Consider the following 14,562-nt stretch of genomic DNA (forward strand, 5'->3'; position numbering starts at 1 on the left):
AAAAAGGAGGCGGATGAAGCCGGTGTTGCCAAACGATACCGCAGCGGGAAAGAGATCACTGGAGGCGAGGCGTTTCTACTGGAAGGAGGAAGATCGCGGGTTTATTGCGGACGCTTGCCGTAGGCATTGGCCGGAAGAGGTGCGGGAGGTGATCCACCGGGCCGAACTGGCCTGCCGGAACACGTTTATTTTTACCCATCGCTGGGATATGGAGCGCTGCGAGGAAGAGGTCGTGTTTCCGGGGCGGATCAACTGGAATTATCGTCACCGTGGCGACCTGGAGTGGCTTGTGATGCTGAACCGGGCGAGATATATGGGCGAGCTGGGGCAAGCCTATTGGCTCACTGGAGAAGAGCGGTTTGCGGAAGGCTATATTCGCTTGCTGAAAGATTGGATGACGCAAAACCCGCTGACTGAGGAAGAAGTGCGAGGCAGCGCCAACCGGGCCTACAACGTAAAAGACACCTGGCGCAAGCTGGACAGCGGCATCCGGATCACGCACTGGTTAAAGGGGTACTATTGCGTCTGCGTCTCCGGGCTTTGGGGCGAGGAAGAGGAGGCGTTGTTCAAGGAGGCGGTCCGCCGGCACGGCATGTACCTGAGCCTTGCCTATACGCCGCATGATAGACAGAGTAATTGGGGGTTTTTGGAGACGAACGGCTTGTTTCAGTTGGCTTTGCTGTTCCCCGGGGTTGAAGGTGCGGACGAGCGGCTGAGGGCGGCGATCCGGCGTCTTGAAGAGATGTGCCCGCTGCAGGTGTTCGAAGACGGGCTGCATAACGAGCAGTGCAGCATGTACCACCATGAGGTGCTGCACTGCCTGTTCGAATCTGTGCGGCTCGGGGAATTGAACAGCGTGCCGCTGCCGCCCGTCTTGAAGGACACCTTGAACCGGATGTACACCGCTTCGCTGGCACTGGTGCAGCCAAACGGGCATCAGCCGGCCTTAAGCGACAGCGACATGACGGACATCCGCGATGTGCTGGCGCGAGGAGCGGTTTTGTTTGGGCGCGGCGATTTGAAGTCGCAAGGTTACGAGACTCTCGATTATGAAGGAATTTGGTTTTTCGGCCCCCAAGGCTTCGCCGATTATGAGCGGCTTCCGGCGCGGGAGCCGGAATTCGCCTCGATCGGGCTGGCGCAAAGCGGATATGTTTTTATGCGCAGCGATTGGCGCCGCTCGGCCCGCTACTTGACGTTTGACGCCGGGCATATGGACGTGATCCGGGCGCACGGACACGACGACCTGCTGCAGATCAATTTGTTCGCCTACGGGCGGGAGTTCCTGACCGATGCCGGGCGCAACACCTACATGGAAAATGCATACCGTCAGTATTTCAAAGAGTCGCTTCAGCACAATACGTTATCCGTCGACGGCAGGACCATTTCAACCTATGTGGACTCCTGGAAATGGCGGGACCCGGCACGCCCGCTTGATGTCTGGTGGCGGCTCACCCCGGAATACGATTACGCGCAGGCCGGCCATGACGGGTACTGGCGTTTGCCGCATCCGGTGCAGGTGCTGCGGCAAATTTTGTTCGTCAAACCGGATTATTGGGTCGTGGTCGATACTTGCCGTGCGCATGGTGAGGTGGAGCATGATTACAGGCTCCCGTTTCATTTTGCCGAGGGGCTGGAACTAAGCTTTGAGGAGGACGGCCTCTCCAAAGCCTGCTCCCCGAACGGAAGCGGCCCTTCGCTGCTCTTGATTCCGCTGGGGCAGGTAAAGATGGAGGTGGAGCCGTGCTGGATTTCCCGGAACTACAACGAAAAAACGTTCTCAAGCAGACTTGTTTTCCGGCAAAAGGGGAGCGGCTTCACCAAATTCGTAACGGTGCTGTATCCCGCCGAGCGCACTGGGGAGGCGACGCCTACCGTAAGTGAGCTGGAAGTGTTGGACAGCTATGGCAACAAGGTTGCGCCGCACCTGGCTACAGCCTTGTCGATCGCGCGCGAAGGCGAAGGCGGCGCGGAAGATGCGGTTTTGTTCTCCCATCAGGGGCCGCGCGGCTACCGGTTTGCCGATGTCCACCTGAGCGGCGACGTGCTGCTGGTGCGAAAAACCGTCGCGCCCGGCGATGCCGTCCGGACATACACCGTGAAGGTTTGAAATTTTTTAGGTCGTTTTAAGGACGTTCACCTTTAGTAAGCGCGCAAGTACTTTGAAAATAAGGAAACCACACTCGCCAAGGATACTATAGAAAAAAATAACAAGGGGTGGAAATTCGACCTGGGGGGATGCACATGGAACGGCTGATCATCAAACGGTTAATGGGTAAACGGGCGGGCCTTTTATTAACTTTTTCATTGATATTCGCACTGTTCATATCGGCCTGTTCGGGCGGTGGAGGAAACGGGGCGACCACGGGGGAGAACGGTGGAGCGGGCGAACAGGCCGGGCAGCAAAACCAGGGGCAGAAGGGGCAAGGCGGGGCTGCGGAAACGGTGGAGCTTCGGCTGGGCTATTACTCTTCCGCCCAAACGGATACCAAAATGCAGGAGCTGATCGGCAAATTCCAGGAAAAGCATCCGAACATTAAGATCAAAACGGAATCCTCGCCGTACAATCAATTTTTTCAGAAGCTCGATACTCAAATCGCCGCCGAAAGCGCCCCTGATGTTTGGTTGTCCGACGGCGTGTTCGTGCCGAAATACGCGGAGCGCGGTGTGCTCAAAGATCTGACTGAGTTGATCGAACGTGACCTTAATAAGGACGAATATTACGGGCTCGACTTTAACAAAGACGCAAACGGCAAATACTGGGGCGTCCCGCAAGGCATCCAAATCGCGGTGCTGTACTACAACAAAGACATGTTTGATGAGGCCGGCGTCGCCTACCCGACCGAGGATTGGACCTGGGATGACCTCAAGGCCGCCGCCGAAAAACTGACCAAGGATTCCGCCGGAACTTATGCGACCGATGCCGCTTTTGACAAAAACAAAATCAGCCAGTACGGCCTGACGTTTTTCAGCATTACCGAAGGTTGGATGACCGTGCTGAAATCGTACGGGGGCGGCGTGCTCGATGAAACGTTAACGAAGTCGATCATAGGTACGCCGGAAAACAAGCGGGCGATGGAATGGATTGTCGACGGCATGCAGCGCGAATTGTTTACGGCGCCTTCGGATTTGAAAAGCTTCCAGAGCAACATGGCTCCGTTCCCAAGCAAAGCGGCGGCGATGCGGATCGGCATTTACGCCCGCACGATCGATGCCAACAACGCGGGATTGAACTACGACGTAACGCTGCTCCCGAAGGGGCCGGAAGGCAAACGTTTTTCCCCGGTCATCGCCAACTCGTGGGTGATCAACAAAAAGGCGGAGGGCGCCAAAGCGGACGCGGCCTGGGAATGGGTGAAGTACTGGGCGACGGAAGACGAGGTGCAGAACGAATGGGCGTCGCTCGGCGAAGCGGTTCCGGTGAAAAAATCGGTGGCCAATTCCGCGCGGTTTTTAAGCGGCAAACCCGACAACAAGCAGGCGTTCCTGGACAGCTTCGAATTTGCCGGGATACTGGACGTCAACGCGGTGTGGAGCGAATGGGTCGGAAAGTTCGGCGACAGCGTCAACCGGGCGTTTGAAGGCGAGATCGGCGTCGACGAGGCGCTGAGCCAGGCGGATAAGGACGTGCAGCAGGTGCTCGGCGAATTTTATAAGAACTAGACGGAAAGCGCGTGATAAGCATGTTGAAAAAAACGGAAACCGTGCGGATCGAAGGCGGACAGAAGTCCGCCCGCATCCGCAAAAAACGACTTAATCACGATGGCAAATGGGGCCTCCTGATGGTGACCCCTTATCTCGTGCATTTTATCGTGTTTGTGTTGGGCTCGCTGCTCGCTTCTTTGTATTTCAGCTTTTCCAAGTACGACATTTTGAACTCGCCGCAGTGGACGGGGCTGGACAATTACCGGAAGCTGCTGAACGAGCCGGTGTTTTGGAAGGCGCTGGGGAACACCGTTTATTTCACGGTGTTGTTCGTGCCGCTGCAGACGGTGCTGGCGTTGATTTTGGCCGTGGCGCTGAACCAGAAGCTTAAAGGGCTGAAGTTTTTTCGGCTGGCGCATTTTTTGCCGGTGATTTCCTCCTGGACCGTCATCATGTACGTGTCCGACGCGGTGTTTAACCCGCGGTTCGGATTTGCCAACGCGCTGCTGCAAACCATCGGCCTGACGCCGCAAAAATGGCTGCAGGATGAGCATCTCGTCATTCCGCTGCTCGTGATGATCGCGGTGTGGAAGGGGATCGGCTACATTATGGTCATTTACCTGGCGGGCCTGCAGAACGTCCCTTCCGATGTTTATGAAGCCGCGGAGATCGACGGCGCGGGGACGCTGCAAAAGTTTCGCCGAATTACCGTGCCGCTGATTTCGGGCACGACGTTTCTGGTCCTGATCATGAGCACGATTTCGACGTTTCAGGCGTTCGAGCAAATTTACGTCATGACCGGCGGGGCGCTGGACGCTTCATCCGCAGGTGGTCCGAACAAAGCCAGTCTGGTGCTGATGATCTATCTCTATCAGGAAGGCTTTTCGTTTCTGCGTATGGGTTATGCTTCGGCGATCGCCTGGGTGTTGTTTGTCATCTTGTTTATGCTGACGGTCGTGCAAATGTCGCTGCAGAAGAAGTGGGTGCATTACGAATGAGAAAAGACGCCAAAGCGGAAGGAGGGGGGCTGGCGCATGAAATGGGACCGCTGGCGGGACGTCACGGGATATGCGGTGATGATTTTAAGCGCGCTGGTGATGCTCACGCCTTTTTTGACGACGCTGTTTAATTCCTTGAAAAGTTATGCCCAATATACGAAGGTGCCCCCGGAATGGATTCCTTCACCCGTGCAGTGGAGCAACTATGCCGAAGTATGGAAAATGGGACCGTTCGGACAGTATACGCTAAACAGCGTCATCATCACGGTGTTGTCGGTGGTTGGCGCGCTGATTTCCTGCTCTATGGTGGCGTTCGCTTTTGCCAGGCTGAAATTTCCTTTGAAAAATACGCTGTTCCTCGTCGTGCTCGGGACGATGATGATCCCGCCGGTCGTGCTCATCATTCCACAGTTTGTCATCTTCAAATCGCTGCATATGCTGGATACGCTGACCCCGCTGTGGATTATCGAATGGCTGGCCCAGCCGTTTGGAATCTTCCTGATGCGCCAGGCCTTCCTCGGCATTCCGCGCGATTACGAGGAGTCCGCCCGGCTCGACGGCTGCAACCCGTTCCAGATTTACCTGCGCATCTTTATGCCGATGTGCAAACCGGCCTTTGCGACGCTGGCGGTGTTCACGTTTATGACGAAGTGGAACGAAATTTTGTCCCCGGCGATCTTCCTCACCTCCAAAGAAAACTTCACCCTGCCGATCGGCATTTTGTCCATGTCGGGCCAATGGTCGGGAAACGAGCAATATATGGTCGCCGCTGCGCTGATGAGCCTGATCCCGATCCTGCTCGTGTTTTTGTTCGCGGAGAAATATTTTGTGCAAGGCAGCAACTCCGCCGGGATAAAGTAGGCCGGTGGAGTTGTGCCGGGGCAGTAATTCTGCTGGGACAAAGTAGGCCGGTGGAGTTGTGCTAGGGCGGTAATTCTGCCGGTATCAAGTAGGGCCGGTGGAGTTGTGCCGGGGCAGTAATTCTGCTGGGATAAAGTAGGCCGGTGGAGTTGTGCTAGGGCGGTAATTCTGCCGGACAGCAGCTCCGCCGGTATCAAGTAACGTGAGTACGACTCAAGCAAAAATATAACGAAAAAAATGTCCCTATTTTGGCGGTATCCTCCCAGTTTGAGTTTAATAGAGGAAATTTTTACCGCTATTTTCTAGAATCGCAGGGAAATGGCCGTTTTCGCACCATTCGTTGGAATATAAGGACATAAAGTGTCGCTAAGGGTGGTGAACATGCTGAGATTTGGAAAATAGGACCATAAAATTCCGCTATTTTTATGGGGGCTCATTTGTCGGACCGCAGTGCGGTTGGCTAACGGACTCAAACGACCTTATTGGCCCGAAAAAACGGGGTTTCAACTTCTAACGGACAGGAGCGCTCTTATTTGCCCAAAAATGGAGGAAATCGCGCGTTTGAATAGCAAATAAGGTCTCTTGTGTCCGTTACATCCTGAAAGCTCGTGATTTCGGCGAAATAGCGGCGCTGGTGTCCGTTAGGATGCCGCTGGCCTCAACGGCCGGTCGAGTTGAGAAACGAGCCGCACCGTGAGCAGTAATGTGGTCTGTAGCATGAACTATAGCATGAACTATACCATGAACTATACCATGAACTATACCATAAGCCGCACCATGAACCGCACTGTGAACCGACCGTGAACCGCATCGTAACCATTATATTTTGACCGGGGAGGGAACAGGATGGCCTACCGGGTGGCCCTGATCGGGGCGGGCATCATATCGGGACATCATTTGGAGGCGATCGCGCAGATGGGGTCCGAGCGGTTAACCGCCGTGGCCGTGGCGGACACGGATGAGGCGAAAGGCCGGGCGGCCGCGGAAAAATACGGCCTTGCCTTCTACGCCGGCTATCGGGAGATGGTCCGCGAGCAACGGCCGAATATCGTCATCATTGCGCTTCCTCACTATCTCCACAATGAGTGCGCCGTTTTCTGCGCGGCGCATGGCTGCCATCTGCTGTTGGAGAAGCCGATGGCGCTGAACGTGGCCCAGTGCGACGCGATTCTAACCGCCGCAAGTGAGGCCGGGGTCAAGCTGATGGTCGGACACACTCAGCATTACTTGCCGGCTAACTTACGGGCAAAAGCGCTCATTCGCAATAAGCAGCTCGGAAAACTTGTGGCGATCCACGATACGCGCCATCTGCCTTACTACAGCGACAACCGGCCCCGCTGGTTTTTCGAGAAGGCCAAGGCCGGCGGGGGAATCATGATGAACCTTGGCGCTCATTCGATCGACAAAATCCAGTGGCTTACCGACAGCCGCATTCGCAAAGTCAAAGCGAGTCTTAGTTATGAAGGCGGGCTCGGCGACGTGGAAGGAAGCGGAGTGGTTTTTGCGGAGACGGTGAGCGGCCTGGGGGCGGTCATCGTCCAGTCGGGATACGAAGGCGTGGCAAAGGACGAAACCGAGTTGATCTTCACCGGCGGAATGGCGAAGTTAATTTCCGCCAGAGGGCTGTGGATCAGCCGGAACGGACAGTATGAGCCGGTTACGGGCGGCGGCTGCGGCGATTCCGCCGACCCGTTTTGCCTACAGCTCCAGGATCTGCTGCAGGCCATCGAGCACGGTGCAGAGCCGGACAGCTCCGGCGTTTACGCACGTTCCGTCATCGCTGCGCTCGAAGCGGTGTACCGTTCGCATGAGACGGGGGTGGAACAAATTGTGCGAAGTATGTAAGCCGCATGAAGATCACCAACACTACTTAATCGATGCGCAGCCGGATACACTGTGTGCATCGGACACGCCGGAAACGCCGTGTGCACCGGACACGTTGGATGCGCTGTGTGCACCGGACACGTTAGATATGCTGGATGTCCCGATCCCCCATACTTACCTTGCCCCCGGCATCAATGGCATGAAGTTCAGCCTGTGCTCGACAGGGCTGAAATCGCTGACGCTGGAGGAGGTGCTGGCCGCGTGCGAGCGGCTGGGGCTGCATGGCGCCGAGCTGTGGATCGGCCATCTCGAAGAATACGCCCACCGGGGCGGCACTCCCGCCGATCTCCGCCGGCTCCTAACCAGGCACCGGTTGGCCGTTCCGGCGATCAGCGAGTACACGTACTTTTCCCGGAGCGACAGCGAATCCGAGCGGGATGCAACCCGCATCAGCCAAGCGGCGCGCTGGGCCGCGGCGGTCGGCTGCCCGCGCATCCGCACGTTTGCGGGGCATCTGGCCTCACGGGAGGCGAGCGGCGAGCAGTGGAGCCGGGCTGTCAGCGGCATGGATAAAGCGCTAAACGCTTGCCGCGAGCAGGGAGTCAAGCTGGCGGTGGAAATCCACAACCGGACGTTCGCCGATACGGCGGACAGCCTCGTGGCGCTAATCGGGCAGGTGGGGCAACCCGGGGAGCTCGAGCTTATTTACGACGGCTTTAACCTGTTTGTCGACCGGCTCGATCCGCTGCCGGTGCTGAAGCGGTTTTACGGCTTTATTACGCATGTTCACTTTAAGGACTACCGCTGGAACCATGACAACTGGGCGTTAAGCAAGCCGGTTCCCGTGCTGCAGGGTGATGCGGATCACCGCTCCATTTTGGAGGAGTTGCGGGCACAAGGCTACGACGGCTTTATTTCTTTTGAATATTTCGGGGAGGATGTTCTGGAGCTTACGCGGCAATCGTATGCCGAAGTGAGGGAGTGCTTGTCCCGCTCGATAACCTGAACCGAAAAAGACCATACAAGCGGTAAACGGAGGTGACGGTCGTCATGAACATGAAGGTGGCGGTGATTGGCCCGCACGATCTGGTGGAAACGGTGCTTCAGGCGGGTGAGGTTTTTCATGAGTTGTCCATGTTTCCCGCGCCTTATCAGCATGAGCAGGATACGCTGAACGTCGTCACCGGCGTGCGGGAACGGGCGGATATTTTGCTGTTTACCGGCCCGATCCCATACCAGCTGGCGCTGGATAGCGATCCCGGGCTGCCGATGGTGCATGTGCATTATTCCGGAACCGCGCTGTATAAGGTGCTGTTTGATTTTTTCCGGCGGCGGCCGACGGCCTTTGACGAGGAGGTCCGCATCAGCGTCGACGTGCTTCAAACGCAAGAGCTGGCCGAACAACTTGACGAACTGGGCCTGACACGCCGGCAAATTTACGTGAAATCCTACGCTCTCGGAACCCGTCATGACGACCTGGTTGCTTTTCATTACGATTTATGGAAAAAAGGCCGCGTAACCGCCACCGTCACCTGCGTGACTTCGGTTTACCAGCAGCTGTCCGAACTGGGTGTTCCGGCTTTCCGCGTCATCCCCACCCGATCCTCGATCCGCGACTGCCTCAGCCGGGCGCTGCTCGAAGGAAAAAGCCTGCGGCTCAGCCGCACGCAAATCGCCATCGGCATCTTAAGCATCGACCATTATGAGCGGGTGCTTAAGGAAGCGGTCTCCGAATACGATATCCAGCGCAAAAAAATCGTGCTTCAACAAATTTTGGTCGATTTCGGCGAGGCGACGCAGTCGCTGATCAAATGGAACGATTCGGGGGAAGTGTCTTTTATTACGACGCACGGCATCATCGAGCAGGTGACCCGGAAATTTCAGGGGGCCCCGCTGCTGTTGGAGGTGATGGAACGGCTGCAGTGGAACGCGAGCATCGGCATCGGGCTTGGCCGGACGGCCAACGAAGCGGAAGGAAAGGCCCGGGAAGCGCTGCTGAAAGCCAAGGCGGGGGGCGGGGGCAACTGCTTTCTGATTATGCAGGACGGTCTTGTTTACGGGCCGCTAGGATCGGAACTGACTTTAAAATATTCGGCGCGCAGTGAGGACCCGGAGCTGATCTCTTTGGCGAAAAAAGCAGGGCTTAGCGTCGGCACGATCAATAAGCTGATTTCGCTCTGCCGCCGGCTGGGCACCTCGACCCTGACCGCCGCGCAGCTAGCAGAGGGCTTTGGCATTACGCTGCGCAGCGCGCGCCGCATTATGGCCGCGCTCGAAAAATACGGCATCGCCTCGATTGTAGGCGAGGAACAGCCGGTGGGGCGCGGCCGTCCAAGGCAAATATACACGCTCAACCTGGACAATATCCGCTCCGGATAAATCCCAAATTACCGGTGCAAATGTTAAAAATTTGCCGGAATAAGGATACGGTCCGCCATTTCTGAATACACATCTTCATGAACCTAATGATCAGAGGAGATGAAGATGATTAACCACCTTATTTTGCCGGCGGGTCCGCCGCGGATTTCACGGAAGGACGCGGTTCGGATCCGCCAGGATTATGAGCGGTTCAGCGAAACGGGGCTGCCGGAGCGGGTCGAACTCTATTTGCTCGAACAGTACGGACTGGATGTATCTTCGTGTTACGGGCCACGCCCGATTAAAAACCCTTTCGGCAAAGCCTCGGGCCAACTATCGCTCAGCGCGCACCAGGTCCAGTCTGATGCGGAAGCAGGCCTCGGCTTTGTCGTGCTCAAAACGGTCATCGCGGAGGACGAGCAGGGCGACCGCTCAATGAAGGAATGGGCCGTCAAGGAGACGCGTATGGAAGTGGGCCGGATCGTGGGCAAAGAAACGGGGGAACCGGGGTGGAACGTGACCTGGCACGGCCGGGGCTGGCATGGCAGTTTTAATGAATATTTGAGCTTCGTCCGAGAGGCGATCCAACTCGGGCGGGAGCGGGGAACCGTGGTCGTGCCGTCCTGCAAATACCATCTGCCTGCCATAGGCGAGGATTTTCGGCTGGATGAATACCGTTATACAACGCGGCGCTTGGCGCAAGTCTGGAAGGAGTCCGGCGAAGCCGGTCCGCTCCAGCTGGAAAAAGATTTCAGCCCGACCCTGGCCGGCTCGGACCGGGCCGCCGAGCGCCCGGCGATTATACGCTGGCTCAGAGAGGTGCCTAAGGCGATCCGGTCGGCGCTGCCGGACGGGGACATCCGGCTGGGCATCAAGCTGATGAACACGCTGTTTGATGATGAGTTCCAATTGCAGACGATAAGGACGCTGGTGGAGGAAGGGGCTGCCGGGGCGGATTATATTGTGTATGCGAACCGGCTGTATGACTCCGGGCGGCAGGCTGCCGGCGGTGGTAATGCCGGGGCGGCTTATGGCGGGCCGGATCTTAGCGCGCGCAATCTGCGGATTTTGTCCGGGCTGCGCAGGCTGGAGCTGGAAGGCGAGCTGCCATCCCCCGTGCCCGTCCTGTCGGGAACGGGCAACGTGCACTCCGGCAAAATGGCGCTGGAGTATGCGCTGCGCGGCGTTTCGAGCCTGCAGATGCATACGTTGTTTCAGTTGCCGGGCGACGTCTACAGCATGAAGCGGGGCTCCAAAACGCAGCGCGCGCTGCATGAATTATTTTTCCATCCCGATGTAGGGTTGGTTGCTTGGATGCTTCATTTACGCGAAACGGGCGAAATCGCCGGCCGCGGCGGGACAGCTTCATTCCGCGAGGTGACGAACTGGTATCGGGACCGGGGACGCGCTTTTTTTCTGGAGTAGAAAAAGAAAAGGAAGGTTGTATGAATGAATAACACGGATGCCGTGAAAAAAGCATGTGCTTGGGGGTTGATCCCCGCCGTGCCCGTGCCCCGCTATTATACGGGACAAATCCATGCGAAAGCGCAGGAAGCCTACGCACAGTATCTTTCGGAACAGCCGATTGCCGGCGCCGCCGTTTGGGCGCACACGGGCAGAGGGCTGCATTTGGATCGGCATGAGCGCAAGCAGGTGCTGGAGGTTTGGAAATCCGCGCTAGGGGGACAAAAACTGTTGATCGCCGGGGTGGGAGCGATTCCCGACAACCGGCTGCTGGGGAGCATGAAAATTCGCCAGTGGGAACGGGACAGCCTGGGCATGGCGGCCGATGCGATTCATTGGGGGGCCGACGCCCTGCTCGTGTTCCCGCCGGCGATTTTCAAGGAGTTGCCGCCCGGGGAGCGGGATGAGGCGATCGTGAGTTATCACTGCAAGCTGTCCCGGTTCGGCTGCCCTTTGGTGCTTTTTTATTTGTACGACGAGGCCGGAGGCGTGTCGTATTCCGCAGAAGTGCTGCGGGAATTGCTCGCGCTGCCGCGGACACTTGGCATTAAAGTGGCCACGCTCGACAGCGTCATGACGCTGCAGGACGTATCCACGCTGATTTCGGCCGAGTTCCCGGAGAAGCTGCTCATCACCGGGGAGGACCGGATGTTCGGTTACTCGCTGATGCGCGGGGCCCGCAGCGCCCTGGTCGGATTGGGCGCCGCGTTCCCGGGCATTCAGCGCGATCTGATGCAGGCGTTCGCGGAGGGTAATTTCGAAGTCTTTCTGGCGCTCTCCTCACGCGTTGACGCTTATGCCGAGCACACGTTTATCCAGCCGATGGACAAATACATTTTGCGGATGCTGTGGTGCCTGGTATTATCCGGCGTCATCCCGGAGGAAGCCGCGCATGATATCACCGGTTATGAAATGACCCGCGAGGAAATCGAAGCGCTCCGGCAAGTTATTGCGGATCAGGCGTTGTACTAGGTGTCGCCCCTGACCACGCGGCCGTCGCGTTTCGCCGCTCATCGTAGGCGGACGCCCAGTAGTAGCCGGGGGCCACGATCCGCTGCGGCCAGAAACCGGCTTCACCGGACGGGAAGGTCAACGCTTCGGAGCTTCCGGCGGCGATACCGTCCGCATCGGTCCGCATTTCGATGTATCGGCCTCCGCTTCGCGTAAACCGGCCGTATACGGCAGCGGTCACGCTATCGCCGGTATCCAGGTCGACGATGTGCAGCGATACCTCGGCGCGCGTCCCGTTAAAGACTACATCCATATCGCCGATGATCATCGGCCGCAGATACGTGGATGCCGTGGCACTTGAGGTTTCGGAGCTGGCGGGGCCGACATTTCCGCTGATATCCATGGCCGCAACTTTGTAGTAATAGGTCGTATCCGGCAGCAGGCCCGAATCCATGTAGGTCAAATTCCGCGAGCTTCCGGCGAGACTGTGTTCATCCGGGGGAAAATCCGGCTCTGTGCTGCGGTAAATCAAATAATGCTCAATGTCGGAGTCGTCCGTGGCCCGGCCGAAGCTTAGGTTGATGCTTTGATAATCGAACGCCGCCGCCGCCGGATCTTCGCTTAAAGCGGATGGGGGCGAGGTATCCTCCGGCGTAACGCGCCACAAATGACCGTCCGGTCCCCAGACGGAAGGCAGCCAGCGGATGGAATCGTAGTGGTGCATGGCGATGCCCGCAAACGCGGGATTGCCGTTGAACGCTGCGTATACTTTATCGAGCTCCGCTTCCATGTAAGTCCGGCCCTCTTCGCGGAAGGTGATCGTTTCAGGATCGCCGCTGTTTGCGATATCAAGCGTTTCCACGCCGACCACGACGGAATTCGGCTTGCCGATCGCATTGGCGTAAGCCAGTTCGCCTTGCGCCTGGGCGATGATGCCGGCGCTGCCGTCCGCGGTATCGCGGTAATCCATGATTGAAATATAGTCGCTGATGTCCTGAACATGCTCGGACAGCCATTTCGTTTCGCCGTTCCACGTAATATCGCTGGAGCTTGCGCCGCTGTCGAACCAGCGCGGGATGGCCGGCCCGAAGGGCAAATCGATGCCGGCGGTGTCCCGGCGGCCGATCATTTTTTGCAGGACGTCCAGGTATTGCCGCTGAACGGAGGGCTTTTCGGCTCCGAATTCGGGCAGGATATAAGGTTCAATGTCCACGTTGACGCCGTCAAAGCGTTCGTCCGGCGCGGAGGAGATGTTGTAGTTGATCACCTTTTCCATTTCACGGATCGCATGCTCGTGGTATGGTGTAAGCGCTCCCAAATATGGGGGAGTGGTACCGCCGGCGATGCAGGCATGAACATGGTACCCGTTGTCGTGCGCCCACCGCACAAAATCGCGGACTTTTTCCGGATATTCCTCAAGGATGTCTACCCCGCCATAGGGGAACACGCCGACATAAAAAGTGGTGATCGGGTCCGAGTCGAAGGTGGAGGTGTCGTCGGCAAACGCTTTTAGCGCGGTCCGCGAACCCGGATTAAGGAACAGGTTGTAGGCCGCTTTTTCCCAAATCCACATGGCCCGATCCTGTTTTTCCAGCGTAATATCCTCGTGCGTTCCGCTTCCGGTGGAAGCATAAACGGTTAGGCTGCGGCCGATATTCCCCCGCGAATCAACGGCCCTGGCCTCGATGCTGGACGTTTTGTTGCCGAGACCTCTTGTGCTCCAGTTGTATTTGTAAACTTCTCCGGATTTCCCGGCCCGTTTCCACGCTCCTCCGTTAATTCTCACCTCCACTTTCGTCAACGGGTTTGGGGAGGCAACGGAGACTTGAACCGTCGTACTGGAACCTTTGACCTGCCCTCCGTCGCGCGGGCTGATGATGGTCACAACTGGCTTCACCGCGTCCGGATTGTTTACGGTGATGACGACAGGGGCGCTGGTTACGCCATAACGTGTGGTGCTTTGCGTTCCTTTGGCGGCCAGGGTGATCTCTCCGTCGTACCGGCTCGTATCCAGTTCGGCATACCATGTGCCCGATTCCGCGCCGTTTTCCCCTTCCATGCGGGTATCCAGTTGCTCGGTGCCGCCTACGATCAGTTTGATGGCGTAAGCTTCGGTGTAGCGGCCGGATACGCTGATCGTCCCGACGTCCACCTCCTCGCCGTCTGCAGGCGTGTCGATGGTCAAGGAGGACTCGGCCGATGCGGCGGGAAGCGAAGCCAGGGGCCACAGGGGAAGCAATGCCGCGGTCAGTAGCGCGATGCACAGCCTAAGCAACCAACAGAAAACGCCGCCTTTCCGCTTTAAACGATGAGCTAACATCTTCATCTTCCTCACTTTCACGCGGATGAGCACCCGCCGATTTTTTCTCATTGTAGCGGCAATATTTGGAAAGGGAAATATCCGTATATCGTCCTTTAAAGGGAGCTTGTCTTGGGGATCGGAGGGGGAAGTGGGGTTGCG

The 14,562-nt window shown here is 57.4% G+C and carries 10 protein-coding genes; 9 read left to right on the forward strand and 1 reads right to left on the reverse strand.

Going from position 1 to position 14,562, the window contains the following annotated elements; all coding sequences use genetic code 11:
* Positions 1–13: 13 nt before the first annotated feature.
* The 9 genes from ACLD72_RS02590 (at position 14) to ACLD72_RS02630 (ending at position 12,122) form a co-directional block, all read left to right on the forward strand.
* Complete coding sequence (locus ACLD72_RS02590) at positions 14–2,110, forward strand: alginate lyase family protein (protein WP_410998101.1); 2,097 nt, start codon at positions 14–16, stop codon at positions 2,108–2,110.
* A 161-nt stretch (positions 2,111–2,271) separates the two neighbouring features.
* The gene (locus ACLD72_RS02595; protein WP_410998356.1) at positions 2,272–3,663 is read left to right on the forward strand and encodes an ABC transporter substrate-binding protein; all 1,392 of its coding nucleotides are present in this window, start codon (positions 2,272–2,274) and stop codon (positions 3,661–3,663) included.
* A gap of 20 nt (positions 3,664–3,683) precedes the next feature.
* Positions 3,684–4,643, forward strand: a complete 960-nt coding sequence (locus tag ACLD72_RS02600) for a carbohydrate ABC transporter permease (protein WP_410998354.1) — start codon at positions 3,684–3,686, stop codon at positions 4,641–4,643.
* A 36-nt stretch (positions 4,644–4,679) separates the two neighbouring features.
* Positions 4,680–5,504, forward strand: coding sequence for a carbohydrate ABC transporter permease (locus ACLD72_RS02605; RefSeq protein ID WP_410998099.1), 825 nt, complete (start codon positions 4,680–4,682; stop codon positions 5,502–5,504).
* A gap of 846 nt (positions 5,505–6,350) precedes the next feature.
* A complete protein-coding gene (locus ACLD72_RS02610) occupies positions 6,351–7,349 on the forward strand; it encodes a Gfo/Idh/MocA family protein (protein ID WP_410998097.1) in 999 nt (332 codons plus the stop codon).
* Positions 7,333–8,334 (forward strand): sugar phosphate isomerase/epimerase family protein, encoded by a 1,002-nt coding sequence (locus tag ACLD72_RS02615; protein ID WP_410998095.1) that lies wholly within the window; start codon positions 7,333–7,335, stop codon positions 8,332–8,334. Before ACLD72_RS02610 ends, ACLD72_RS02615 begins: the two co-directional genes overlap by 17 nt.
* A 44-nt stretch (positions 8,335–8,378) precedes the next feature.
* Positions 8,379–9,707, forward strand: coding sequence for a transcriptional regulator (locus ACLD72_RS02620; RefSeq protein WP_458475517.1), 1,329 nt, complete (start codon positions 8,379–8,381; stop codon positions 9,705–9,707).
* A gap of 105 nt (positions 9,708–9,812) precedes the next feature.
* A complete protein-coding gene (locus ACLD72_RS02625) occupies positions 9,813–11,111 on the forward strand; it encodes a hypothetical protein (RefSeq protein WP_410998091.1) in 1,299 nt (432 codons plus the stop codon).
* Between the two features lie 24 nt (positions 11,112–11,135).
* Positions 11,136–12,122: a dihydrodipicolinate synthase family protein gene (locus tag ACLD72_RS02630; RefSeq protein WP_410998089.1), complete on the forward strand. Its 987-nt coding sequence runs from the start codon at positions 11,136–11,138 to the stop codon at positions 12,120–12,122.
* Here ACLD72_RS02630 and ACLD72_RS02635 read toward each other — a convergent pair.
* Positions 12,097–14,421, reverse strand: a complete 2,325-nt coding sequence (locus ACLD72_RS02635) for an Ig-like domain-containing protein (RefSeq protein ID WP_458475518.1) — start codon at positions 14,419–14,421, stop codon at positions 12,097–12,099. The genes ACLD72_RS02630 and ACLD72_RS02635 overlap by 26 nt on opposite strands.
* Positions 14,422–14,562: the final 141 nt, after the last annotated feature.

The organism is Paenibacillus lacisediminis, assembly GCF_046567315.2.